The 24,206-nt window shown below is 42.7% G+C and carries 21 protein-coding genes and 5 tRNA genes; 22 read left to right on the top strand and 4 right to left on the bottom strand.

Annotated elements, in window-relative coordinates; all coding sequences use genetic code 11:
* Positions 1-2 precede the first annotated feature (2 nt).
* The 18 genes from HMPREF1212_RS23655 (at position 3) to HMPREF1212_RS23570 (ending at position 16,002) form a co-directional block, all read left to right on the top strand.
* A complete protein-coding gene (locus HMPREF1212_RS23655) occupies positions 3-899 on the top strand; it encodes a tyrosine-type recombinase/integrase (RefSeq protein WP_028726924.1) in 897 nt (298 codons plus the stop codon).
* 2 nt (positions 900-901) lie between these two features.
* Positions 902-1,201: a ribosome hibernation-promoting factor, HPF/YfiA family gene (hpf, locus tag HMPREF1212_RS23650; protein ID WP_028726925.1), complete on the top strand. Its 300-nt coding sequence runs from the start codon at positions 902-904 to the stop codon at positions 1,199-1,201.
* A gap of 98 nt (positions 1,202-1,299) precedes the next feature.
* Positions 1,300-1,373 (top strand) — tRNA-Thr (locus tag HMPREF1212_RS23645).
* Positions 1,374-1,397: 24 nt separating this feature from the next.
* Positions 1,398-1,480 (top strand) — tRNA-Tyr (locus tag HMPREF1212_RS23640).
* A gap of 51 nt (positions 1,481-1,531) precedes the next feature.
* Positions 1,532-1,604, top strand: a tRNA-Gly gene (locus tag HMPREF1212_RS23635).
* A gap of 11 nt (positions 1,605-1,615) precedes the next feature.
* Positions 1,616-1,687: transfer RNA gene (locus tag HMPREF1212_RS23630), tRNA-Thr, on the top strand.
* Positions 1,688-1,739: 52 nt separating this feature from the next.
* Entirely contained in the window at positions 1,740-2,927 is a 1,188-nt protein-coding gene (gene tuf, locus HMPREF1212_RS23625) for an elongation factor Tu (protein WP_028726926.1), read from the top strand.
* A gap of 48 nt (positions 2,928-2,975) precedes the next feature.
* Positions 2,976-3,048: transfer RNA gene (locus HMPREF1212_RS23620), tRNA-Trp, on the top strand.
* 19 nt (positions 3,049-3,067) lie between these two features.
* Entirely contained in the window at positions 3,068-3,262 is a 195-nt protein-coding gene (secE, locus tag HMPREF1212_RS23615; RefSeq protein WP_007654183.1) for a preprotein translocase subunit SecE, read from the top strand.
* A 12-nt stretch (positions 3,263-3,274) separates the two neighbouring features.
* Positions 3,275-3,817 carry a transcription termination/antitermination protein NusG gene (gene nusG, locus HMPREF1212_RS23610; RefSeq protein ID WP_028726927.1) on the top strand — a complete coding sequence of 181 codons (543 nt, stop codon included), beginning with the start codon at positions 3,275-3,277 and terminating at the stop codon, positions 3,815-3,817.
* 63 nt (positions 3,818-3,880) lie between these two features.
* On the top strand, positions 3,881-4,324 hold the full coding sequence (gene rplK / locus HMPREF1212_RS23605) for a 50S ribosomal protein L11 (RefSeq protein WP_028726928.1): 444 nt from the start codon (positions 3,881-3,883) through the stop codon (positions 4,322-4,324).
* Positions 4,325-4,339: 15 nt separating this feature from the next.
* Complete coding sequence (gene rplA / locus HMPREF1212_RS23600; RefSeq protein ID WP_028726929.1) at positions 4,340-5,038, top strand: 50S ribosomal protein L1; 699 nt, start codon at positions 4,340-4,342, stop codon at positions 5,036-5,038.
* Positions 5,039-5,054: 16 nt separating this feature from the next.
* On the top strand, positions 5,055-5,585 hold the full coding sequence (gene rplJ / locus HMPREF1212_RS23595) for a 50S ribosomal protein L10 (protein WP_028726930.1): 531 nt from the start codon (positions 5,055-5,057) through the stop codon (positions 5,583-5,585).
* A 44-nt stretch (positions 5,586-5,629) separates the two neighbouring features.
* Positions 5,630-6,007 (top strand): 50S ribosomal protein L7/L12, encoded by a 378-nt coding sequence (gene rplL / locus HMPREF1212_RS23590; protein WP_028726931.1) that lies wholly within the window; start codon positions 5,630-5,632, stop codon positions 6,005-6,007.
* A gap of 106 nt (positions 6,008-6,113) precedes the next feature.
* A complete protein-coding gene (gene rpoB, locus HMPREF1212_RS23585; protein ID WP_028726932.1) occupies positions 6,114-9,926 on the top strand; it encodes a DNA-directed RNA polymerase subunit beta in 3,813 nt (1,270 codons plus the stop codon).
* Between the two features lie 74 nt (positions 9,927-10,000).
* On the top strand, positions 10,001-14,293 hold the full coding sequence (rpoC, locus tag HMPREF1212_RS23580; RefSeq protein ID WP_046151402.1) for a DNA-directed RNA polymerase subunit beta': 4,293 nt from the start codon (positions 10,001-10,003) through the stop codon (positions 14,291-14,293).
* A gap of 133 nt (positions 14,294-14,426) precedes the next feature.
* Entirely contained in the window at positions 14,427-15,290 is an 864-nt protein-coding gene (locus HMPREF1212_RS23575; protein ID WP_046151401.1) for an endonuclease/exonuclease/phosphatase family protein, read from the top strand.
* A 388-nt stretch (positions 15,291-15,678) separates the two neighbouring features.
* Positions 15,679-16,002 (top strand): DUF3467 domain-containing protein, encoded by a 324-nt coding sequence (locus HMPREF1212_RS23570; RefSeq protein WP_046151400.1) that lies wholly within the window; start codon positions 15,679-15,681, stop codon positions 16,000-16,002.
* A gap of 86 nt (positions 16,003-16,088) precedes the next feature.
* Here the strand turns inward: HMPREF1212_RS23570 and HMPREF1212_RS27230 are convergent, their stop codons facing one another.
* A complete protein-coding gene (locus tag HMPREF1212_RS27230) occupies positions 16,089-16,259 on the bottom strand; it encodes a hypothetical protein (RefSeq protein WP_167331494.1) in 171 nt (56 codons plus the stop codon).
* Between the two features lie 139 nt (positions 16,260-16,398).
* Here HMPREF1212_RS27230 and HMPREF1212_RS23565 point away from each other — a divergent pair, with 139 nt between their 5' ends.
* Positions 16,399-17,136, top strand: coding sequence for a lysophospholipid acyltransferase family protein (locus HMPREF1212_RS23565; RefSeq protein WP_028726936.1), 738 nt, complete (start codon positions 16,399-16,401; stop codon positions 17,134-17,136).
* 7 nt (positions 17,137-17,143) lie between these two features.
* Here the strand turns inward: HMPREF1212_RS23565 and HMPREF1212_RS23560 are convergent, their stop codons facing one another.
* Positions 17,144-18,628 carry a capsule assembly Wzi family protein gene (locus HMPREF1212_RS23560; protein ID WP_046151399.1) on the bottom strand — a complete coding sequence of 495 codons (1,485 nt, stop codon included), beginning with the start codon at positions 18,626-18,628 and terminating at the stop codon, positions 17,144-17,146.
* 140 nt (positions 18,629-18,768) lie between these two features.
* Here HMPREF1212_RS23560 and HMPREF1212_RS23555 point away from each other — a divergent pair, with 140 nt between their 5' ends.
* The gene (locus tag HMPREF1212_RS23555; protein WP_046151398.1) at positions 18,769-20,154 is read left to right on the top strand and encodes a protein kinase domain-containing protein; all 1,386 of its coding nucleotides are present in this window, start codon (positions 18,769-18,771) and stop codon (positions 20,152-20,154) included.
* A 2-nt stretch (positions 20,155-20,156) separates the two neighbouring features.
* Here HMPREF1212_RS23555 and HMPREF1212_RS23550 read toward each other — a convergent pair whose 3' ends face one another.
* Complete coding sequence (locus HMPREF1212_RS23550) at positions 20,157-21,161, bottom strand: alpha/beta hydrolase (RefSeq protein WP_046151397.1); 1,005 nt, start codon at positions 21,159-21,161, stop codon at positions 20,157-20,159.
* Between the two features lie 406 nt (positions 21,162-21,567).
* On the opposite strand from HMPREF1212_RS23550, the gene HMPREF1212_RS23545 reads away from it, so the two are divergent.
* Both HMPREF1212_RS23545 and HMPREF1212_RS23540 read left to right on the top strand, forming a co-directional pair.
* Positions 21,568-22,191, top strand: coding sequence for a hypothetical protein (locus HMPREF1212_RS23545; protein WP_046151396.1), 624 nt, complete (start codon positions 21,568-21,570; stop codon positions 22,189-22,191).
* A 73-nt stretch (positions 22,192-22,264) separates the two neighbouring features.
* On the top strand, positions 22,265-23,485 hold the full coding sequence (locus tag HMPREF1212_RS23540) for a hypothetical protein (RefSeq protein ID WP_046151395.1): 1,221 nt from the start codon (positions 22,265-22,267) through the stop codon (positions 23,483-23,485).
* A 16-nt stretch (positions 23,486-23,501) separates the two neighbouring features.
* On the opposite strand, the gene HMPREF1212_RS23535 is transcribed toward HMPREF1212_RS23540, so the two are convergent.
* A complete protein-coding gene (locus tag HMPREF1212_RS23535; protein WP_046151394.1) occupies positions 23,502-24,206 on the bottom strand; it encodes a LytR/AlgR family response regulator transcription factor in 705 nt (234 codons plus the stop codon).

The following is a 24,206-nucleotide window of genomic DNA, read 5'->3' as shown; positions in this document are numbered from 1 at the left end:
ATATGTTGATAGATTCGTTTTTAGATTATCTTCGGTATGAGAGGAACTATTCCAATTATACGATAGGAGCTTATTCGAAAGATTTGCGCCAGTTTGAAGATTATGTAAAAAAGTATAAGGAAGGCATATTTGATCCGGTGGATGTCGATACGGATTTAGTGAGAAATTGGGTAGTCGTTTTAATGGACGAAAAGCTTTCTCCAGTGTCGGTCAACCGGAAATTAAGTTCTTTGAAGTCTTTTTTTAAATTCCTTATGAAGCAGGGAAGCATCTCTGTTAATCCATTAAGGTTAATAACCGGGCCGAAAACAAAGAAACCGTTACCTTATTTTATAAAAGACAAGGAAATGGAATTTTTGCTGGACGGTGATGGATTTGGTGAGGATTTTGAAGGTGTAAGGAATCGTCTGATGCTTGAGATGCTTTACGATACAGGTATCCGCCGTTCGGAGTTGATAGGAATGCAAGATTCCGATGTAGACTGCGAATCGATGCAGATACGGGTAACGGGAAAGCGTAATAAGCAACGGTTGATCCCATTTGCAGAAGGATTAAAAAACTTAATACAAGCATACACTGAAGTTCGAAATCGTGAAGTTGGTTCGGAGAGCGGATGGTTTTTTGTAAGAAAAAACGGGGAACAATTATCGGCTGGTATCGTTTATACTATTGTAAAGGATAAATTGTCGGAGATCCCAACATTGGCGAAACGTAGCCCTCATGTATTGAGACATTCGTTTGCAACAAGTATGTTGAATAATGGAGCAGAGTTGAATGCGGTGAAAGAGATACTCGGACACAGCAGTTTGGCTTCAACCAGCGTTTACACACATACAACCTTTGAGGAATTAAAAAAAGTGTATCATGCTCATCCAAGAGCGAAAAAAGAAGGAGGTTAATTATGGACATTAGAATTCAAGCAATCCATTTTGACGCAACAGCTCAGTTAGAAGCGTTTATTCAGAAGAAAGTTAGTAAGTTGGAGCAATACTTCGACGGCATAATATTAGCAGAGGTAACGCTGAAGGTTACAAAACCCGAATCAGCAAAGAATAAAGAAGCCGCTGTGCGTCTTATAATAAAGAATGGAGATTGTTTTGCAGAGAAAGTGAATGATACTTTCGAGGCGTCTATCGACGAATGTGTCGAAGCATTGGAAAAACAATTAGTTAAATTCAAGGAAAAAATCAGAGCCAAATAAAAAAAACGGTAGATAAATTTGGTATGTAAGAAATAATATCTAAATTTGCAGCCGTTTCGCCTACCCGACGAAACGGCTTCTTTTAGAAAAGAAGGTTCGCCTCTTTAGCTCAGTTGGCCAGAGCACGTGATTTGTAATCTCGGGGTCGTTGGTTCGAATCCGACAAGAGGCTCAAAAGAAAAGTTTTTGACATATTGGGCAGTTACCAGAGTGGCCAAATGGGGCTGACTGTAACTCAGCTGTCTTTCGACTTCGGTGGTTCGAATCCATCACTGCCCACTACTAAGAAACAATTCAAAACGAGAATTGGTTCGTGAAAGAATTAAAATTGCGGAAGTAGCTCAGTTGATAGAGCATTAGCCTTCCAAGCTGAGGGTCGCGGGTTTGAGCCCCGTCTTCCGCTCTTTTTATTTCGCCTGTGTAGCTCAGCGGTAGAGCACTTCCTTGGTAAGGAAGAGGTCCCGAGTTCAAGTCTCGGCACCGGCTCAAATGATGAATTTAGAACATGATCATTAATCAAATAAAGAACAATTAAGTTATGGCAAAAGAGAAATTTGACAGATCGAAACCACATGTGAACATTGGTACGATTGGTCACGTTGACCACGGTAAAACAACTTTGACAGCTGCTATCACAACAGTATTGGCAAAGAAAGGTCTTTCAGAACTGCGTTCATTCGATTCTATCGACAACGCTCCTGAAGAAAAAGAAAGAGGTATTACAATTAACACTTCTCACGTAGAGTATCAGACTGCAAATCGTCACTATGCTCACGTAGACTGTCCGGGTCACGCCGACTACGTAAAGAACATGGTAACTGGTGCTGCTCAGATGGACGGTGCTATCATCGTAGTTGCTGCAACTGATGGTCCTATGCCTCAGACTCGTGAACACATCCTTTTGGCTCGTCAGGTAAACGTACCGAGACTGGTTGTATTCATGAACAAATGTGACATGGTTGACGACGAAGAAATGTTGGAATTGGTTGAAATGGAAATGAGAGAACTTCTTTCATTCTATCAGTTCGACGGTGACAACACTCCTGTAATTCGTGGTTCTGCTTTAGGTGGTTTGAACGGTGACCCTGTTTGGGAAGATAAGATCATGGAGTTGATGGAAGCTGTTGACACTTGGATTCCGCTGCCTCCGCGTGATGTAGATAAACCTTTCTTGATGCCGGTTGAAGACGTGTTCTCTATCACTGGTCGTGGTACTGTTGCTACAGGTCGTATCGAAGCAGGTATCGTTAAGGTTGGTGAAGAAGTTCAGATCATCGGTCTGGGTGCTGACGGTAAGAAGTCTGTTGTAACAGGTGTGGAAATGTTCCGCAAACTGTTGGATCAGGGTGAAGCTGGTGACAACGTAGGTCTGTTGTTGCGTGGTATCGACAAGAACGAAATCAAACGTGGTATGGTTATTTGCCACCCGGGTAAAGTGAAAGAACACTCTCACTTCAAGGCTGAGGTTTATATCCTGAAGAAAGAAGAAGGTGGTCGTCACACTCCGTTCCACAACAAATACCGTCCTCAGTTCTATATCCGTACATTGGACGTAACAGGTGAAATTACTCTTCCGGAAGGAACTGAAATGGTTATGCCTGGTGATAACGTAACAATCGACGTTGAACTGATCTACCCGGTAGCTTGTAACGTAGGTCTTCGTTTCGCTATCCGCGAAGGTGGACGTACTGTAGGTGCTGGTCAGATTACAGAATTGATCGACTAATATTAAGACAATACTGATAGCCAGTCTTATTATGAGACTGGCTATTTTACGGAAGTAGCTCAGTTGGTAGAGCACTGGTCTCCAAAACCAGGTGTCGGGAGTTCGAGCCTCTCCTTCCGTGCTAAAAATCTATAGATTCGATGAAAAAGATAATTACTTATATTAAGGAATCTTATAACGAACTTGTTTATAAAGTTTCTTGGCCTACTAGAACAGAGCTTTCCAATAGTGCTGTGGTTGTTATGTTTGCTTCCCTTATAATTGCAGCAGTAATCTTTGTTGTAGACTTAGGCTTCGAAAGCGTAATGCGTTTCTTCTACGAGAAAATCTTTTAATCAGTTTTAGATATGTCTGATATCCAAAAGAAATTTTATGTTCTGCGCGCCATCAGTGGTAAGGAGAATAAAGTCAGAGAATATCTCGAGGCTGAGTTGAAGAACACAGATCTGAGTGAATATGTCAATCAGGTTCTGATACCTACGGAGAAGACTTTTACGGTGCGTAATGGTAAGAAAGTGATGAAAGAAAGAGCTTACTTACCGGGTTATGTATTAGTAGAGGCAGCATTGGTTGGAGAAGTCGCTCATCGATTGAGAAACATTCCCAATGTAATCGGATTTTTGGGCGGGTCTGATAACCCGGTTCCGTTGCGTCCTTCTGAAGTAAGCCGTATTTTAGGTACGGTCGACGAACTGCAGGATCAACAGGAAGAACTGGATATCCAATTTTATGTTGGCGAGAGTGTGAAAATCACTTTTGGACCGTTTAGCGGTTTCACGGGTGTGATCGAAGAAGTCAACGCCGAGAAAAAGAAACTTAAAGTGATGGTAAAAGTCTTCGGACGTAAAACACCGCTTGAGTTGGGCTATATGCAAGTTGAGAAGGAGTAACGCTTTTGTTACGAGAAGTGTTTTCTTTCTGTTATTGATGTTATATATCTAAATTTTAGAAAAATGGCTAAAGAAGTTGCTGGACAAATCAAATTGCAGATTAAAGGAGGAGCAGCAAACCCTTCTCCCCCAGTAGGACCGGCTTTAGGTTCTAAGGGTATTAATATTATGGAGTTTTGCAAGCAATTTAATGCCAGAACCCAAGACAAGGCTGGTAAAATATTACCTGTGGTAATTACTTACTATGCCGATAAGTCTTTCGACTTTGTCGTTAAAACCCCTCCTGTTGCTATCCAATTGCTGGAAGCATCTAAACAGAAGAGTGGTTCTGCAGAGCCGAATCGTAAGAAGATTGCTGAAATCTCTTGGGATCAGGTAAAAACTATCGCAGAAGACAAAATTGTCGACTTGAACTGCTTTACTGTTGAAGCTGCCATGAGAATGGTTGCCGGAACAGCCAGAAGTATGGGTATCACTGTTAAAGGGACATTCCCGGGTAATAATTAATAAACTTCAATTGAAATGAGTAAACTGACAAAAAATCAAAAGTTGGCTTTGGGCAAGATTGAAGCTGGGAAAGCATATACATTAAAGGAAGCATCAGCATTAGTAAAAGAAATTACTACTTCTAAGTTCGATGCATCTGTAGATGTGGATGTTCGTTTAGGTGTTGACCCCCGTAAGGCCAATCAAATGGTTAGAGGCGTTGTTTCATTGCCTCACGGAACTGGTAAACAAGTTAGGGTTCTCGCATTATGTACACCGGACAAGGAAGCTGAAGCAACTGCTGCTGGAGCTGACTATGTCGGCTTGGATGAGTATATAGACAAAATTAAAGGTGGTTGGACTGATATTGACGTGATCATCACTATGCCTTCTATCATGGGTAAAATCGGTGCTCTGGGTAGAGTATTAGGCCCTCGTGGTTTGATGCCTAACCCTAAAAGCGGTACGGTTACCAATGAAATCGGAAACGCAGTGAAGGAAGTTAAGCAGGGTAAGATCGACTTTAAGGTAGACAAAACCGGTATCGTTCATACATCAATCGGAAAGGTATCTTTCAATGCCGATCAGATTCGTGATAACGCGAAGGAATTTATTTCAACTCTTTTGAAGTTGAAACCGTCTGCTGCTAAAGGTACATATATAAAGAGCATTTATCTTTCTAGTACAATGAGCGCGGGTATTAAAATCGACCCGAAATCAGTTGAAGAAAACTAATTAAAATTATTGCACAATGAAAAAGGAAGATAAAGGCATAGTAATAAGCCAACTTACAGAAACTGTAAAGGAATATCCTAACTTTTATTTGACTGATATCGAAGCATTGGATGCTGAGAAAACCAGCAAATTGAGAAGAGAATGTTTCAAGCAGGAAGTAAAGTTGGTTGTTGTTAAGAACAATTTGCTTAAAAAGGCTCTGGAAAATGTAGAAGGTGATTTTTCACCGCTGCAGATCGCTCTGAAAGGCAATACAGCTGTTATGTTTTCACAAGCAGCTAACGCTCCTGCTCGTCTGATCAAAGAATTTACCAAAGGTGCAAAAAAGGATGAAGTTGCAAAACCCGTGTTGAAAGCTGCCTATGTACAGGAAAGCTTCTACATTGGCGCTGAAAACCTGGAAGCCCTTGTAAATATCAAGAGCAAAAAAGAACTTATCGGCGACGTTATTGCATTGTTGCAATCTCCGGCGAAGAACGTTATTTCTGCTCTTCAGTCATCAGGACAAACTATCCACGGTCTGTTGAAGACTTTGGAAGAAAGATAATTTTTTAATTTACACAGATAATAATCATTTAAATATACAAAAAAATGGCAGATTTGAAAGCTTTTGCAGAACAATTAGTAAACCTGACCGTAAAAGAAGTTAGCGAACTGGCTACAATCCTTAAAGAAGAATATGGTATTGAACCTGCTGCTGCAGCTGTTGCTGTTGCTGGTCCTGCTGCTGGTGGCGCTGCTGCTGCAGAAGAAGAAAAGACTTCTTTCGATGTTGTATTGAAAGCAGCTGGTGCTAATAAATTGGCTGTTGTTAAGGCAGTAAAAGAATTAACTGGTCTTGGCTTGAAAGAAGCTAAAGATTTAGTTGATGGTGCTCCTAGCGCAATCAAAGAAGGTATTTCTAAAGCTGATGCTGAAGGATTAAAGAAGAGCTTGGAAGAAGCTGGAGCTGAAGTTGAGCTTAAATAGTATTTATAACCTGGTTTCCAGGTGATTTGGTTAAGAGTCTCCCTTAAGGAGATTCTTAACCTTTTTGTGTCTATAATTTCAATAAGTTCAATAAATTCCTTACTAGATGTCTTCAACAGCTGAAAACCAAAGAGTTAATTTTGCTTCGATTAAGAATCAGTTCCCTTATCCGGACTTTCTCGAAGTTCAATTGAAGTCATTCCAAGACTTTCTTCAACTTGACACACCTCCTGAAAAGAGAAAGAAGGAGGGATTGTATAAGGTGTTTGCAGAGAATTTCCCTATTGCAGATACCAGAAACAATTTTGTGTTGGAGTTCTTAGATTACTATATAGATCCGCCTCGTTATTGCATTGATGAATGTATTGCCCGCGGATTAACCTATAGTGTGCCTTTAAAAGCAAAGTTAAAACTATATTGTACGGATCCGGATCATGAAGATTTCGATACTGTTATCCAGGACGTATATTTAGGCCCGATCCCTTATATGACGGAACGTGGTACTTTCGTTATAAATGGTGCTGAGCGTGTTGTTGTTTCACAGTTGCACCGTTCTCCGGGTGTGTTCTTTGGTCAAAGTACACATGCCAACGGTACAAAATTGTATTCCGCACGTATCATTCCTTTTAAAGGCTCATGGATCGAATTTGCAACAGACATCAATAATGTGATGTATGCTTATATCGACCGTAAAAAGAAATTACCTGTAACCACCCTTTTAAGAGCTATTGGTTTTGAAGGCGATAGAGACATTCTTGAAATCTTTAATCTGGCAGAAGAAGTAAAAGTTTCGAAAGCAAACCTGAAGAAACTGATCGGCCGCAAGCTGGCTGCCCGTGTGTTGAAAACATGGGTGGAAGATTTCGTGGATGAAGATACCGGCGAAGTTGTTTCTATTGAACGTAATGACGTTATCATCGATCGTGAATCGGTTTTAGATAGCGATAATATTGAAGCTATTCTGGAATCTGGAACACAGAATGTATTATTACATCGTGAAGACCAGAATCTTTCAGATTATGCAATCATCTATAATACGCTTCAGAAAGACCCCAGTAACTCTGAAAAAGAGGCTGTTTTGTATATTTACCGTCAGTTGCGTAATGCAGAACCTGCAGATGAAGCAAGTGCCCGTGAAGTCATACAGAACCTTTTCTTCTCTGAAAAACGTTATGATTTAGGTGAAGTAGGCCGTTACAGAATTAACAAGAAGTTGAACCTTACTACCAGCGATGATGTAAAGGTTTTGACTAAAGAAGATATAATCGAGATCATCAAGTATCTGATCGAGTTGATCAACTCGAAAGCGATCGTGGATGATATCGACCACTTGAGTAACCGTCGTGTACGTACCGTAGGCGAACAATTGTACAACCAGTTCGGTATCGGTCTGGCCCGTATGTCCCGTACAGTACGTGAACGTATGAATGTTCGTGATAACGAAGTGTTTACTCCGATCGATTTGATTAACGCGAAGACTATCTCTTCTGTTGTTAACTCATTCTTCGGAACAAATGCTTTGTCACAGTTTATGGACCAGACAAACCCGTTGGCTGAAATTACTCATAAACGTCGTCTGTCTGCCCTTGGACCGGGTGGTTTGTCAAGAGAGCGTGCCGGATTTGAGGTTCGTGACGTTCACTATACGCACTATGGCCGTCTTTGTCCGATTGAAACACCTGAAGGACCGAACATCGGTTTGATTTCTTCTTTGTGTGTATATGCAAAGATCAATGACCTGGGATTCATTTCTACTCCATACCGTAATGTGGTTGATGGTAAAGTAGACTTTTCTGAAGAAAGCCTGCAATACTATACTGCAGAGGAAGAAGAAGAAATGACAATTGCACAGGGTAATGCTCCGTTGGATGACGAGGGTAAATTTATTCTTGACAGAGTAAAAGCCCGTTTTGAAGCAGACTTCCCTGTTGTTCCGCCTTCAGAAATCGACTTGATGGACGTTGCTCCGCAACAGATTGCTTCTATCGCAGCTTCTTTGATCCCATTCCTGGAACATGATGATGCTAACCGTGCATTGATGGGATCTAACATGATGCGCCAGGCAGTTCCTTTGTTGCGTACGGATGCTCCGATTGTAGGTACAGGTATCGAGGCACAGGTTGCCCGCGATTCACGTACTCAGATCATGGCTGAACGTGACGGTGAAATTGTATTTGTTGATGCAACTTGTATCAAGATCAAATATGACCGTAGCGAAGACGAAGACTTTGTAAGCTTCGAAGATGCTATTAAAACATATGTTATCCCGAAATGGCGTAAAACAAACCAGAGTACCACTGTCGACCTTCGCCCGATCTGCCATCGTGGCCAGCGTGTGAAGACGGGGGATATCCTGACTGAAGGTTATTCAACTCAGATGGGTGAACTTGCTTTGGGACGTAACGTGAAAGTGGCTTACATGCCGTGGAAGGGTTACAACTATGAGGATGCTATCGTACTGAACGAACGTATGGTTCGTGAAGACTTCTTTACTTCTGTTCACGTGGATGAATATATCCTTGAAGTTCGTGAAACGAAACGTGGTATGGAAGAATTGACATCTGATATTCCTAACGTAAGCGAAGAGGCTACTAAGGATTTGGATGAAAGAGGTATCGTTCGCGTAGGTGCCCGTATCGAACCAGGTGATATCCTGATCGGTAAGATCACTCCGAAGGGTGAATCTGATCCTTCTCCGGAAGAAAAACTGCTGCGTGCCATCTTCGGTGACAAGGCAGGTGATGTAAAGGATGCTTCATTGAAAGCTACTCCGTCTCTTCGTGGTGTTGTTATCGATACGGCGTTATTCTCTAAAGCTGTTAAGAAACGTAAGTCCAGACTGACCGATAAGGCTATTCTTCCGAAATTGGATGAAGAATACGAAATGAAGATGGCCGACCTGAAAAATTTATTGGTGGATAAGTTATTGACTCTTACCAATGGTAAAGTTTCACAGGGTGTTAAGGACTATATGAATACAGAAGTAATTGCGAAGGGTGCTAAATTCTCCCGCAAGGCTCTGGAAGATTTGGATTATAATGCTGTTCAGGTTAGTAAATGGACTGCCGATGCTGATAAGAACGAACTTATCAAGCAGGTTATCCTGAACTATCTGAAGAAATATAAAGAACTGGATGCTGAGCTGAGACGTAAGAAATTCGATCTTACTATCGGTGATGAACTGCCTACCGGTATTGTTCAGATGGCGAAAGTTTATATTGCCAAGAAACGTAAGATCCAGGTAGGTGATAAGATGGCCGGTCGCCACGGTAACAAGGGTATTGTTTCCAAGATCGTTCGTCAGGAAGATATGCCGTTCCTGGAAGACGGAACTCCGGTTGATATCTGTTTGAACCCGCTTGGTGTGCCTTCCCGTATGAACCTGGGACAGATCTTTGAAGCTGTATTAGGTTGGGCCGGTAGAACAATGGATGTTAAGTTTGCGACTCCGATCTTCGACGGTGCATCTCTGGATGACCTGAATGCAATGACTGATAAAGCGGGTATCCCTCGTTATGGTAAGTCTTATTTGTATGATGGTGGAACCGGTGAGCGTTTCGACCAGCCGGCAACAGTAGGTGTAACTTACTTCTTGAAACTGGGTCACATGGTTGATGATAAGATGCACGCCCGTTCAATCGGTCCGTACTCTTTGATTACCCAACAGCCTCTGGGTGGTAAAGCTCAGTTTGGTGGTCAGCGTTTCGGAGAGATGGAAGTTTGGGCACTGGAAGCCTTCGGTGCCGCACATGTTCTTCAGGAAATCCTTACTATTAAGTCTGACGACGTTGTAGGACGTTCTAAAGCTTACGAGGCTATTGTAAAAGGTGATCCGATGCCACAACCGGGTATTCCGGAATCTCTGAATGTATTGCTTCATGAGCTGCGAGGTTTAGGTTTAAGCTTTACTCTGGATTAATTCAACAACAATATAAGTAGGTGAGTTTCGGCTCATCTACTTTATCTATTGATAACTCTTTATAAATAAACAATATGGCTTTTAGAAAAGAAAACAAGATAAAGAGTAACTTTTCAAAAATAACCATCGGTCTGGCTTCTCCTGAAGAGATTCTTGAAAACTCTAGCGGCGAAGTTCTGAAACCGGAAACGATTAACTATCGTACGTACAAACCTGAGCGTGACGGTCTTTTCTGCGAACGTATCTTCGGTCCGATCAAGGACTATGAGTGCCATTGCGGAAAATACAAACGTATCCGTTATAAAGGTATTGTCTGCGATCGTTGCGGGGTAGAAGTTACAGAGAAGAAAGTGCGTCGCGAACGTATGGGACATATCCATCTGGTGGTTCCGGTCGCTCATATCTGGTATTTCCGTTCTCTACCTAATAAAATCGGTTATCTGTTAGGCTTGCCTACTAAGAAACTGGATTCTATCATTTACTATGAACGTTATGTGGTTATTCAGCCGGGTTGTGTAGACACTGTTGCTGAATTAGACTTGCTTTCGGAAGAAGAATACTTGCAGATTCTGGATAACCTGCCTAAGGAAAACCAGATGCTGGAAGATACGGATCCTAATAAGTTCATTGCAAAGATCGGTGCTGAAGCCGTTTATGATTTGCTGGCTCGTCTGGATCTTGACTCTCTTTCTTACGAATTGCGTCACCGTGCAAGTACGGACGGTTCACAGCAGCGTAAGAACGAAGCGTTGAAACGTTTACAGGTTGTTGAATCTTTCCGTGCATCCAGAGGCCGTAACAAACCGGAATGGATGATCGTAAAGGTCGTTCCTGTTATTCCGCCGGAATTGCGTCCGTTGGTTCCGCTGGATGGTGGACGTTTCGCAACCTCCGACTTGAATGATTTGTATCGTCGTGTTATTATCCGTAATAACCGTCTGAAACGATTAATTGATATTAAAGCTCCGGAAGTGATCCTGCGTAATGAAAAGCGTATGCTTCAGGAAGCTGTGGACTCTCTGTTTGATAACTCTCGTAAATCGAGTGCCGTTAAGACAGATGCTAACCGTCCGTTGAAGTCACTGTCCGACAGTTTGAAAGGTAAACAAGGTCGTTTCCGTCAGAACTTGTTGGGTAAACGTGTTGACTACTCTGCCCGTTCGGTTATCGTTGTAGGTCCTGAATTAAAGATGCATGAGTGCGGTCTGCCGAAGAATATGGCTGCCGAACTTTATAAACCTTTCGTTATCCGTAAATTGATCGAACGCGGTATCGTTAAAACGGTTAAGTCTGCCAAGAAGATCGTTGACCGTAAGGAACCGGTTGTTTGGGATATCCTGGAATATGTAATGAAAGGTCACCCTGTGTTGCTGAACCGTGCACCGACACTGCACCGTTTGGGTATCCAGGCATTCCAGCCGAAACTGATCGAAGGTAAGGCTATCCAGTTGCACCCGTTGGCTTGTACGGCATTCAACGCCGATTTCGACGGTGACCAGATGGCTGTTCACTTGCCTTTAGGAAATGAGGCTGTACTCGAAGCACAGATGTTGATGCTTGCTTCTCATAACATTTTGAACCCGGCTAACGGTGCGCCTATTACCGTTCCTTCTCAGGATATGGTACTTGGTTTGTACTATATTACTAAAATGCGTCCCGGTACACTGGGAGAAGGTTTAGTATTCTACGGACCGGAAGAAGCTACAATCGCATACAATGAGAAGAAAGTGGACATCCACGCTCCGATCAAAGTGTATGTGAATGATGTAAATGAAAATGGTGAGATCGTTAAGGTGCTGACTGAAACATCGGTAGGTCGTTTGATGGTAAACGAATTCGTACCTGCTGAAGTTGGTTATATCAACGAAGTACTCGGAAAGAAATCTCTTCGTGATATCATTGGTAAGGTAATCAAGACTTGCGGCGTTGCCCGTACAGCCCAGTTCCTGGATGATATCAAGAACTTAGGATACTATATGGCATTTAAGGGAGGTCTGTCGTTCAACCTGGCCGACGTACTTATCCCGCCTGAAAAAGATGCACTGGTTAAGGAAGGTTATGATGAAGTGGAACAGATCCTGGCTAACTATAGCATGGGTTTCATTACCTTCAACGAACGTTACAACCAGATTATCGATACTTGGACACATGTCAACAGTAAGTTGTCTAATATCCTGATGAAGCAGTTGACTGCTGATAACGATGGATTCAACTCTGTATACATGATGATGGACTCCGGAGCCCGTGGTTCTAAAGAACAGATCCGTCAGCTGTCTGGTATGCGTGGTTTGATGGCAAAGCCGCAGAAGAGCGGTGCCGAAGGTGGTCAGATTATTGAAAACCCGATCCTTTCAAACTTTAAAGAAGGTTTGTCAGTGTTGGAGTACTTTATCTCTACCCACGGTGCTCGTAAAGGTTTGGCCGATACCGCGTTGAAGACTGCCGATGCAGGTTACCTGACTCGTCGTCTGGTAGACGTATCGCATGATGTGATTATCAATGAAGAAGACTGTGGAACATTGCGTGGTCTGATTTGTACAGAATTGAAGAATAACGAAGAAGTGATCGCTTCTCTGTACGAACGTATCCTGGGTCGTGTATCCGTACATGATATCCAGCATCCGCTTACCGGCGAACTGATTGTTGCTGCCGGTGAAGAGATCCGCGAAGATGCAGCTAAGATGATTCAGGATTCTCCGATCGAAAGTGTGGAAATCCGTTCCGTACTTACCTGTGAATCCAAGAAAGGTGTTTGTGCTAAGTGTTACGGACGTAACCTGGCTACCGGACGTATGGTTCAAAGAGGTGAAGTCGTTGGGGTTATCGCTGCCCAGTCTATCGGTGAGCCGGGTACACAGTTGACTCTGCGTACATTCCACGTCGGTGGTATCGCATCTAACATTGCAACAGAAAACAGCATTACATCTAAATATGACGGTATTCTGGAAATTGACGAACTCCGTGCAGTAGAAGCTACTGATGCGGCAACCGGAAAGAAACATCAGGTTGTTGTAAGCCGTCTGGCTGAAATGCGTATCGTTGATCCGAATACGAAGATCGTATTGCTGACTCACAATATCCCTTACGGTTCTAAATTATTCTTCAACAACGGAGATAAGATCAGCAAGGGTGACGTAATCATCGAATGGGACCCGTTCAATGCCGTTATCGTATCGGAAGTTTCCGGTAAGATCGAGTTCGAAAGCGTGGTAGAAGGTGTTACTTACAAAGTTGAAAGTGACGAAACTACAGGTTTGAAGGAAAAGATCATTATCGAATCTAAAGATAAGACAAAAGCTCCGGCTGCCCACATCGTAGATGAAAACGGAAATTACCTGAAGAACTACTCATTGCCGCTCGGCGCTCACGTTGTCAAAGAGAACGGTGATCCGGTTAAGGCTGGTGAGGTTTTGGTTAAGATCCCGCGTGCAGTTGGTAAGGCTGGTGATATCACCGGAGGTCTTCCCCGTGTTACTGAGTTGTTTGAAGCTCGTAACCCGTCTAACCCGGCTGTCGTTTCTGAAATCGATGGTGAAGTAGGTTTCGGTAAGATCAAACGTGGTAACCGTGAGATTACTGTAACTTCCAAACTGGGTGAAGTAAAGAAGTATATGGTACCTCTGTCAAAACAGCTTTTGGTTCAGGAAAATGACTATATCCGTGCAGGTATGCCGCTGTCCGATGGTGCAACAACTCCATCTGATATCCTTGCTATCAAGGGCCCGACAGCCGTACAGGAATATATTGTGAATGAAGTACAGGACGTTTACCGTCTGCAGGGTGTGAAGATCAACGACAAACACTTCGAAGTGATCGTTCGTCAGATGATGCGTAAGGTAGAAGTGGTCGATCCGGGTGATACTCGCTTCCTGGAACAACAGATTGTAGACAAACTGGAAGTAATGGATGAAAACGACCGTATCTGGGGTAAGAAAGTTGTTCTGGATGCAGGAGATTCTCAGACATTACAAGCTGGTCAGATTGTAACTGCCCGTAAGTTGAGAGATGAAAACAGTATGTTGAAACGTCGTGACATGAAACTTGTAGAAGTTCGTGATGCCGTTCCTGCTACTGCCAACCAGATCCTTCAGGGTATTACACGTGCTGCATTGCAGACAACAAGCTTTATGTCGGCTGCATCATTCCAGGAAACAACAAAGGTATTGAACGAAGCTGCTATCAACGGAAAGGTAGACCGTCTGGAAGGTTTGAAAGAAAACGTTATCTGCGGTCACTTGATCCCGGCTGGTACAGGCCAGAGAGACTTCGACAAACTGGTTGTTGGTGCTAAGGATGAATTCGAACGTATTTTTGCTAATCGTAAGAACGTAGTTGATTTCAACGCTATGGATAAAGACGACGAGTAAGAAATAAATATCGTACAATAGAAAAGGCTTCCGGATTGATTTTCGGAAGCCTTTTTGTTTTTAGTAATTTGGTTAATCAGTACATAAGCTTTACTTTTGTATGTAGGCTTTATAAATAAACATATTAAATATCATGAAAAAGATTTTGTTAAGTTTTCTGTCAGTGTTATTATCTGTCAGTTTTATGTCTGCCAAGCAACCGGAAACTCCTTTGCATGTGATGACATTTAATATCCGCATGGATACAAAAGAGGATGGAGCTAATCAATGGAGTAACCGTAAGGATCTGGCTGCCGATCTGGTAAAGTTCCATGAAGTCGATATCTTCGGTGCCCAGGAAGTTTTGAACCATCAGTTGAATGATCTTTTGGCACGTTTACCGGAGTATAGTTATGTGGGAGTAGGACGTGAAGACGGTAAGACAAAAGGAGAATATGCCCCGATATTTTATAAGAAGGATCGTTTCTCTCTTGAGGATAGCGGTAATTTCTGGTTGGCGGAAGATATGAATGCGGTGGGTAAAAAAGGCTGGGATGCCGCCTGTGAACGTGTTGCCACCTGGGGCGTATTTAAGGATAAGCTATCAGGTAAGAAGTTCTTTTTCCTGAATACTCATTTGGATCATATGGGAAAAGTGGCACGCCATGAAGGAGCTTCATTAGTTCTGGAAGAAGCCCATAAATTGGCTAAAGGACTTCCGGTTATTGTAACCGGTGACTTTAATGCCGCACCGGATGATGATCCTATCAAAGTGCTGACAGATAAGAATGATCCTCGCCATGTCACGCATTCGCGTGAAATAGCCTCTTTAAAATATGGCCCGGAATGGACATTCCACGATTACGGCCGTATACCGAACGAGAAGAGAGAATGGATCGATTATATTTTTGTAAAAGGAGACATTAAGGTATTACGTAACGGAGTGCTTACCGATACCTTGAATCATCTTTATCCTTCGGATCACTGCCCGGTCATGGCAACTTTGATCATTCAATAGAAGAGATTGATCTGTTGTAGAAACTGATCTTTATAATAATCACATTTACAACAGTTTTTAGATGTGTTTTAAATTGTTAATAATTGAAGTAATATTAGTTAATACGTAAATTGCGCTTGGAGTTTTTTTGTACAGTTTGTATCTTTGCATTGTTCAAAATGTAGTAATATGCATCTGGACAGAAAACCTTAGCCTAAAAGTCAGGATAATAAATATTAAACACAATAAGGTATTTTTTTTACATTGGTCTAAAGAATTGAGAATTAAAAACACAACTGGAAAAGGGTCGCCTGTGAAGGTGGCCCTTTTTATTTGCAATATATTTCATGGAAACCTCTTATATCTGTATATTTGTATCCGATTAGTTAAACATAAAACATAAAAAGAAATGGAGAACGATAACAAACAATCTAATGAGATACAGGTAGAACTGTCTGAAGAAATGGCACAAGGCACTTATGCTAACCTGGCGATTATTTCACATTCAACTTCTGAATTCATACTAGACTTCATCCGCGTAGTTCCCGGTGCACCTAAAGCACAGGTTAAGAGCCGTGTGATCTTGACTCCCAACAATGCAAAACGTTTATTCTTTGCTTTGCAGGATAACCTGGCCAAATATGAAGAGCAGATGAAAGGCGGAAGCGGTAATAAGACAGCCAACTTTGAAGATTTTATCCCGCCGATGGGAGGAGTTCAGGGAGAAGCTTAAATATCCCCTGCACTTTACGGGTAATAAAAAAGGATTGTTTCCAATACAGGGAACAATCCTTTTTTTAATTTCTGGACTTGTGTGTGTTACTCCATTTTCTTGTTGATAACAATGTGGCCGATGTAACCCAAAATAATAACTCCTAAACCAGCGATAAGGATGGTATTTGTTACGCCACCAGTAATAGCCGGTACTGCAAGAATGATTACACCGATCAAGAGTACGATTACCCCAAGATTTTTAATTAACTCGTTCATGGTTATAGATGTTTTTATAATTATTTTCTTTTCTACCGCAAATAAAGTAATAATAACCCGATTGCAAAAATATTTTAGAATAAAAATAATGAATCCATCGATTTTAGCTCCTATATTTGTAGGACTAACACAGTTATATATGATACGAATACTTTACTTGGTTTATTTATGGCTGTTTTTTGTACCTGTCTTTGTGGTGCTGACTATACTTACAGCCTTAACTGTTATCATCGGATGCCTGCTGGGAGGTGAGAAGATATTCGCCTATTATCCCGGGATGATCTGGTCGAGGCTGACCTGTTATCTGGCTCTCTGTCCCGTAAAAGTGAAAGGACGGGAGAATATAGACCGTAAACAATCTTATGTATTTGTGTCCAATCATCAGGGCGCCTTCGACATCTTTTTGATCTATGGTTTCCTGGGCGTTCCTATCAAATGGGTTATGAAAGCGGGGATAGGGAAGATACCTTTCGTCGGGGCTGCCTGCCGGGCTGCCGGTTTCATCTTTGTGGATAATTCAACACCTAAAGCGGCTGCCCGTAGTGTGGTGGAAGCTGAACGTTGTCTGAAGAACGGGGCTTCTGTTGTTGTCTTTCCGGAAGGTTCACGAACGTATGACGGTAAGATGATCCGTTTCAAGAAGGGAGCTTACCAGATGGCTTTGGATCAGCGTCTGCCGGTTGTTCCGATTACTTTGAATGGCCCTTTCGACGTGCTGCCGATCGGTTCGTTGGATATACACCGGCATAAGATGGAAATGATCATTCATCCGGCTATCTCGACGAATGATATGGATACCTCCCATAAAGGAATGCAACAGTTTGCGGATCATACGCAGGAGATCATTGCTTCCGCTTTATGGGATAAATATAAATAATTTCTTGTTACCAGGCTTTTAATATCCCCGTCTTGGTGACGCCCAGGCTGAAACCAACGCTTTTGCCTAACATGGTTCCTGTGTCTGCTGCGACCGATCCGGAGAATTTCCATCCCTGTAACTTAGGGTGGGTATAGTTGATATCAACCAAGCTGGATGTGCCGAACTTTTTATTCAGGAAAGGGAAATAAGAAGTACCCCAACCATTCATCGCAGTAAATAAGACACGATAAGATAACTGTGTATTAATATCCCCTTCTGCTGCGAAATGCCAGCTTTTAACGCGGTTGTTTTTGAAACCTAAAGAACCGTCGGTATTATATTCCGGAGACGGGATCAGCGGAGAGCCTATCCCTCTGTTGAAATAAGAAAAACCTGTCGTATACTCACCATTGTTATAATAATCGTCGTTTCCGCCTCCACGTCCACCTTGCCATTTATCACGGTCGAACAGGATAAAATGCATAGGGCCGCTTTGATTCATTGTTACAAGATATTCGGCAACCACTTTGTTCAGCCAGGGAAGGAAAGGCAGGTCGAATTGTAATCCCCACAGCCCGTCTGTTTTATTGGCAAACTCCATGCCCGACTTATCGTTGAAATAATGCTGATAATAAATATGAGCTCCCCAGTCTTTCTCCGTGTAGCTTAATTTGAAGTCGTACGAACCGTAATGGCTTCCCAATACATTGATCTGATCGGACAATGTAGCATCACTACCACCTTTTTGTCCACATATCACCCGTATCATATCTTTAAAAGATTGAGGTTGTTTTCCGATCTTCGGATCGGTAGAAGTTCCTCCCCATTGGGCATAGTGTTGGACACCGGCTGTGAGAGACAAGGGAAAATCATTTTCCGTATCTTTAATTCGGAAGAAGAAAGACTTATGATGCCAAAGCACATTCTTGATATAGACTTGTTTGGAATTAGCGAAGTCTTTCAGATAGTCCGTATCGAATGACCTGCCGATAGCGAAATCACCTTTTACCTGCAACCAGCCTTTAGTCAGGGGAACCAAGGTAAACTCCGGCATACTCAGGTTGACTTCCGGAATAGGACATGCATTGGTGGATTGTACCATATCACCGGAGCTCAGATTCCGATTCCATAGTGAATTATACCTTTCCTTACTCCCCACACTGAACAACAAACTTTTATAACCTATCTCCGCATACGCCTGCTGAATGAATACATTACGATAGCGGGGCACGGCGGCTACAACATCCAGTCCGGCTCCCCAGCGAAATCCCTTGTCGAAATGTTGGTTATGGAATACGCCTGCATTTAGCAAACCGTTGCCTGCCTCTTGCGGAACAATGCCGTAGCGGTTGCTAACCATCCAGAACGGCGTATTCGATCCGGTTGCAGCTGAACCAAACAATTCTGTTTTATAGATTGTAGCATCCTGGATATCGGTTGTTTGGGAATAACTGTCGTTCGATATGCCATATAAAATTATTCCTGCAAGTATAATGCGTAAGGCTTTCATTCAATTGATTTTTTGTTCGCAACAAAGGTAATGATTAAAATAATCTCTCTGCCGGGAGATTTAAAAAAGAAGCTTAAGCAATATAAAAATTCAAATATAATTGTACCTTTGTTTCCGTTCCTTGATTTACAACGTTTGATATGGATGAAAAACAGTTATTATTTGAATTTCTTGAAATCGAAAAGCGTAGACTTTCATTATCTTTGGGCGAATGCCAGCTCGACACCAAGCCTTTGGGCAAGAGCGAAACAGGCATAGTCTTCAAGGGCCGGATGAATGGGAACGACGTTGCCTTAAAGTTCTTTTTGTATAAAGGAGACGATTCAGGAAAGGAGAAGTGGTTAAATAAGCTTAAAGCAAAGTATCTGACAATATCCCTGTTGGAGACAAGAAGCAATATTGTGCAATATGCAGACTTTGATACTGTGACCGTGCAGGGACAGGTAATCCCCGTGCTGGTTATGAAGTTGTACAGATGTTCGCTGGAAGAATACAGAAGTGTCCTGTCTGTGGACTCTTTTCTTAAGCTATTCCGTTTCCTTACTAATACGGTTCAGTTCCTGCATAGCATGGGCATTGTACATGGAGCCATCAAACCCCGCAACATACTCGTAGACGACCATAATGATTTTGTGCTGACGGATATTGCAATGGCGGAGACTGCCGATCCGGACTATTCCGACATAACAGCGATAGGAGAAACCTTGCAGTGGTATGCATTCGGCAATACGAATAACGATACGGCTATCAGTAAGGTATTCCCCGCCCTGAAATTTTACGACCGCATAGTAGAACGCTGCCTGACGCAGGATACCCAGCAACGTTTCCATACAGTGGATGAGATGCTGGCTTTCGCAGAAATCCAGAAAGAACGGGATCCGAACGACTTGCTGAAGGAGTTCAGCCTGATCTGCCGTAAAAACTTTCCGAAAGAATTGCCGGAGTTTGTACATTGTTCGGATCAGGCCAAGATTGTCAAACTATTCTCGGAGTTTGTCGGGAAGAAAGAGTTTTTCGGAAGCAACCTTGTTTACTTTACCGATGTAGACAGGCATGTGTTTGCTCCTCAGATCTGTAAGAACGGCTATATCAAATTCGACAACTCGTCGCAGTTCCGGGTACTCGATATCTGGATTCACAGCGATAATGATATGCGGAACGACTATATCCTCGTACATCACTCCAACACGCTTCCGGAGAAGGTGAACGGCAAAGATGTCTACCGTTGGGCTGTTTATGAAGATCACATGCTCATCACTTGGGAAGAAGCGATGAACGGTTTTGCGGAATGTGAGGGTGACATCATCGCCTTAGACCGGAACAAGATCGAGTTCTACAACCGAATCCCCCGGGAAGGATATGTCTTTATCGCATTAAACCATCTGCATAGCCTGATCAGCCCGGCTAATATTGGTACGTTAAAGGATTACTTTTTTCGCTTTAGCTTTAACTACGTGAACCGTTACATTCTGGACGACATGAATAATATGACCAAGCTGCATGTGACGTCCCCAAGGAGAAAGTAAGATCATTGCCACCATTTTATCCACTCGAAGACTACATGGTAGGTTTGATCCCTGGCAGCCTTTTCGGAAAGGATCAGGTCGTGCATCCCGTTGGTTATAGTATCGCAAACGGTCAGATAGCTCAGTTGGGGAGCATATTCCTGGATATCGTGTACGTTCAGCACAATGTCGGAAGATAGATATTCATTATGCCATTCTTCAGTTTCCGGATAAGATTTGTCGGACGACATCACCAAGGTCGGCAATTCCAGTTTCAACCCCTTTTTCACCTGCCGCTGTCCTTCCTGGATGGCTTTTATCCAGCCGGCCTTTTTAGGATAGCCGTTGATCATCTTCCAGTTTGTATCATATTCCCATTCCCCTTTGAACTGTTTGAGCAGACTGTGTGCATAAGAGGCAATGCCATATCCCTGCACGGTCAGGTCGGGGAAAAATTTTCCGACAAATGCAACGACCGGGATTACCACCTTTTCCATAAACCAACCGAAGTTCCAGTCCAGGAAAGGGCTGTTCAATATTAATCCGGTGACAGGGAGATTGTCTTTCTTACTTTCTAAATACAATGGCGTGATAAGTCCCCCGGTGGAGTGCGCCATCAACAGTATCTTTTTATTTCCTTCCGAACGGATGGTTGCCAGTGCCGTATCGATGTCTGCAAAATATTCCGTCAGGCTTTTGCAGTAGAACGGGGTTTGGTTCGGCAGGATGGAACGGCCGTACTTCCTGAGATCCATCGCATAGAAGTTGTAGCCATGTGCATTCACGCTGTCTCCCAATTGCTTCTGGAAGAAATAATCGTTGTAACCATGAATGTATAGAACCGCTTTCTTTACATCCGGTAGTTGCGGCTTTTTTACAAGCGTGCAGACAACTTTCCCTTCATAATCATCCGGCATCTGAAAAGTACGGCGCACGTAATCATCACCGAGCACGTCGGGAACATATTGCGCGTAAATGCTTACTGCAAAGAGAAATACCAGGGAAGTAAGAAGTAACTTGCGTATCATAGCTGCTTTTCTTTTTATAACTATATCTTGTTTGCCATTGTTCAAGAGACAAAGGTAGGAAACAACTAGTTGAAAAGTGCTTGTATTCTAATCTTTTTATACCTTATAACTAACTCTTAGTATCTATATTTTTTTTCTTTTGAGCATGCCCAAATTTAATTTCGAGCTAGCATGAATTTAATTTTGAGCTAGCTCAAAATTGATTTTTAGCATGGGCAAAAGTATAAAAATATAGGAACAAAATATTAAAAGCATTTTATGTACAAACTAAAGAGTACCGTCCGGACAAATAAAATAATAAGAGGCAGGCTTTGTTTCATAAAATAAAAGATTTGCGTACTTTTAGAACTTCATTGATAAATGATGCGAAAACAAACTCATTAGTGTTAATTAAACTCCTGTTATTATGATCAAAAGGTGGTTTATTGTTTTGGGAAGTATCCTGATTTTGTTGCCTGTGATTTCTTGTAGCACACGGGATAGTTCAAAGAAAGTTACCGAGAAAACGCTGGATATGATCGATGGAATATCGGACGCGCTGAAAGACCGGGGGGAAGAAACCGGAGAGAAAGCTGCCGATGGTTTAGGAGAAGTAGGAAAAGGCGTCGGGAAATCTTTAAGTAAATTGCTGACGAAGAATGCCGACTCGATAGGGAAAGTTGCCGGGGAGATATTAGGGAAGGGGAGTGCCGGACTTATCGAAGGACTTCAAAATACGTTGTATTCCCCGGTGGAATTTGAGAACGGAAAGCAGAACTTCACGAAGGTTTCCTATCTGGGAGTATCTACGATAGATAAGAATGTCGTGATCTTTACGGATGATGTTATTGAGGTCGATAATCAAGTGGAGGTGGTTTGTTATAACGCAGATAATAAGCAGACCCAGGTTTTACAGGCGAGTTTTCCGTATTGTTCGCAGACGTGCGAAATTATACTGAGTTTAAAGGAGTTGAATCTGCTGAAAGAGGCACATCGACGGGTGGTTTTGATCAGACGCATTCAGGAAGAGTCGGTACAAGCCGCTGAATAGTCGTTTGTTTTTTTGTGGAATGAAAGAAATATGTATATTTAAGACTTTGTTAAATCAATAAGGGAAGATAGTTATGAGACGTTTTTATTATCTGTTGCTGGTTAGTTTGTGTTGTGCCGGTTTGTTCGCTAAGACCAGGAAAGCGGTGTATGTAATTGTCGACGGGGTTCCGGCCGATCAGATCGAAAGGCTTCATACGCCGGCCATATTCGATATAGCTTCGAAAGGCGCTTATAGCCGGGCATATACCGGAGGGGAGATAGGCGGATATTCACAGACGGCGACGATCTCGGCCATCGGCTATACCAACCTGCTGACATCGACCTGGTTCAATAAACATAATGTAGGCGGCAACTCCGACCTGCAACCGAATTATAACTACTGGACGATCTTCCGGATAGCGAAAGAGCAACCGGAAGAATATAAAACGGCCGTCTATTCCAGCTGGACGGATAACCGGACTGTCCTGATCGGGGAGGGGAAAAAGGAGACAAACTATCTCAAGATCGACTACGTGAAAGACGGTTACGACTTGGACACCATCCGTTTCCCAAAGAAAGAGAAGGATTTGCATATCTTCGATATAGACGAACAAATATCGAAAGATGCGGCAGAAGGTATCCGTAAGGATGCGCCCGACTTGAGCTGGGTATATCTGTGGTATACCGACGATGCGGGGCATATTGCCGGCAACGGAGCCTTTTTCGATGAATATGTACGGAAAGCGGACGATCAGGTTGCCCGTATCTGGGAAGCCGTGAAGTATCGCGAGGCCAATTTTGATGAAGAGTGGATGGTCGTAATCACAACCGATCACGGACGCGGAGAGAATGGCCACGGCCACGGGGGACAGTCTTGGCGCGAACGTACTACCTGGGTTTCAACGAATGTGCCGGTAAACAGTCATTTCACATCCGGCAGTTTGGCGATCACCGATATTGCGCCTTCCATCTGCCGGTTCATGGGCTTTGAGGTTCCGCAGCCTGTCTTGTGGGAGCAGGACGGCATGTCTTTTGTCGGGGATGCCGATATTTATGATTTGCAGACAATGCCTTATGACAATACGGTCGGTTTGTCCTGGAAATGTTACTCAGAGGATGCTCCGGTGACTGTTTATGCCGCCGCCGCAAATAAATTCAAAGAGGGTGGGGAAGATGAATGGATCAAACTGGCGACGCTGCCGGCCGGAACGAAAAATTATATGGTCGACCTGCAAGCTTTGCCGGCATCGAAGTTCTATAAGTTTGTCGTCGCTGCTCCGGGTAATCATTTGAATCGCTGGTTACAGAAGTAGCTGGATTAGTGTTGATCTAACCTTTGGTTATCAGCCGGTTGTTCAGAATCAGGTTGAATACGTTATCCCTTAAATTCCGGGCTACGGGTATTTTGTGCGAATTTACGTTCAGCAGATTACCGTCGATCGCGTTTACCTGATCGATATTTACAATATACGACCGGTGAGTCTGTTGGAAGATATCTTGTGGCAATGACTCATGGATTTGTTTCAAGGTGGTGTACACTATTTCTTTAGAGGACACAGTTTGGATGATAACATAGTTTTCCATGCTTTCGATAAAGAGGATATCCCTGAACAGAATCTTCTTTAACTGCTTGTCGCTCTTTACGAATATGTAATCGTCAGCATCTTTCTGTTCCGTTTGTAACAGGTCATGGATTCTGTTTGCCGATTTTAGGAAGCGGTCGAAAGATACCGGTTTCAAAAGATAATCCACTACTTCAAACTCGTATCCTTTAAGGGCATATTGCTCATAAGCGGATACGATGATCACTTTAGAGGGATTAGTTAAGTTTGATAATAATTCCAGTCCTGTCATCTCCGGCATCTCTATATCGAGAAAGATAAGATCGACCTGCTGGGTCTTTAACAGAGTGTTTAGTTGAATCGCATCTTCACATTCGCCGGTCAGCGTGAGGAAATCTATTTTTTCGATATAACCCCGTAAACCCTTTCTTGCTACGGGTTCATCATCTGTAATGATACATTTTATTTTCAT

The organism is Parabacteroides sp. HGS0025 (assembly GCF_000969845.1).
In the GTDB taxonomy this organism is placed as follows: Bacteria; Bacteroidota; Bacteroidia; order Bacteroidales; family Tannerellaceae; genus Parabacteroides; species Parabacteroides gordonii.
Note: the sequence above shows the minus strand (reverse complement) of the source record. Positions and strands in the feature narration are given on the sequence as shown.

What these genes read in the sequence shown, in the direction of transcription:
- HMPREF1212_RS23655 (WP_028726924.1), top strand. Translation starts at nt 3, where the DNA reads ATGTTGATAGATTCGTTTTTAGATTATCTTCGGTATGAGAGGAACTAT.
- hpf (WP_028726925.1), top strand. Translation starts at nt 902, where the DNA reads ATGGACATTAGAATTCAAGCAATCCATTTTGACGCAACAGCTCAGTTA.
- tuf (WP_028726926.1), top strand. Translation starts at nt 1,740, where the DNA reads ATGGCAAAAGAGAAATTTGACAGATCGAAACCACATGTGAACATTGGT.
- secE (WP_007654183.1), top strand. Translation starts at nt 3,068, where the DNA reads ATGAAAAAGATAATTACTTATATTAAGGAATCTTATAACGAACTTGTT.
- nusG (WP_028726927.1), top strand. Translation starts at nt 3,275, where the DNA reads ATGTCTGATATCCAAAAGAAATTTTATGTTCTGCGCGCCATCAGTGGT.
- rplK (WP_028726928.1), top strand. Translation starts at nt 3,881, where the DNA reads ATGGCTAAAGAAGTTGCTGGACAAATCAAATTGCAGATTAAAGGAGGA.
- rplA (WP_028726929.1), top strand. Translation starts at nt 4,340, where the DNA reads ATGAGTAAACTGACAAAAAATCAAAAGTTGGCTTTGGGCAAGATTGAA.
- rplJ (WP_028726930.1), top strand. Translation starts at nt 5,055, where the DNA reads ATGAAAAAGGAAGATAAAGGCATAGTAATAAGCCAACTTACAGAAACT.
- rplL (WP_028726931.1), top strand. Translation starts at nt 5,630, where the DNA reads ATGGCAGATTTGAAAGCTTTTGCAGAACAATTAGTAAACCTGACCGTA.
- rpoB (WP_028726932.1), top strand. Translation starts at nt 6,114, where the DNA reads ATGTCTTCAACAGCTGAAAACCAAAGAGTTAATTTTGCTTCGATTAAG.
- rpoC (WP_046151402.1), top strand. Translation starts at nt 10,001, where the DNA reads ATGGCTTTTAGAAAAGAAAACAAGATAAAGAGTAACTTTTCAAAAATA.
- HMPREF1212_RS23575 (WP_046151401.1), top strand. Translation starts at nt 14,427, where the DNA reads ATGAAAAAGATTTTGTTAAGTTTTCTGTCAGTGTTATTATCTGTCAGT.
- HMPREF1212_RS23570 (WP_046151400.1), top strand. Translation starts at nt 15,679, where the DNA reads ATGGAGAACGATAACAAACAATCTAATGAGATACAGGTAGAACTGTCT.
- HMPREF1212_RS27230 (WP_167331494.1), bottom strand. Translation starts at nt 16,259, where the DNA reads ATGAACGAGTTAATTAAAAATCTTGGGGTAATCGTACTCTTGATCGGT.
- HMPREF1212_RS23565 (WP_028726936.1), top strand. Translation starts at nt 16,399, where the DNA reads ATGATACGAATACTTTACTTGGTTTATTTATGGCTGTTTTTTGTACCT.
- HMPREF1212_RS23560 (WP_046151399.1), bottom strand. Translation starts at nt 18,628, where the DNA reads ATGAAAGCCTTACGCATTATACTTGCAGGAATAATTTTATATGGCATA.
- HMPREF1212_RS23555 (WP_046151398.1), top strand. Translation starts at nt 18,769, where the DNA reads ATGGATGAAAAACAGTTATTATTTGAATTTCTTGAAATCGAAAAGCGT.
- HMPREF1212_RS23550 (WP_046151397.1), bottom strand. Translation starts at nt 21,161, where the DNA reads ATGATACGCAAGTTACTTCTTACTTCCCTGGTATTTCTCTTTGCAGTA.
- HMPREF1212_RS23545 (WP_046151396.1), top strand. Translation starts at nt 21,568, where the DNA reads ATGATCAAAAGGTGGTTTATTGTTTTGGGAAGTATCCTGATTTTGTTG.
- HMPREF1212_RS23540 (WP_046151395.1), top strand. Translation starts at nt 22,265, where the DNA reads ATGAGACGTTTTTATTATCTGTTGCTGGTTAGTTTGTGTTGTGCCGGT.
- HMPREF1212_RS23535 (WP_046151394.1), bottom strand. Translation starts at nt 24,206, where the DNA reads ATGAAAATAAAATGTATCATTACAGATGATGAACCCGTAGCAAGAAAG.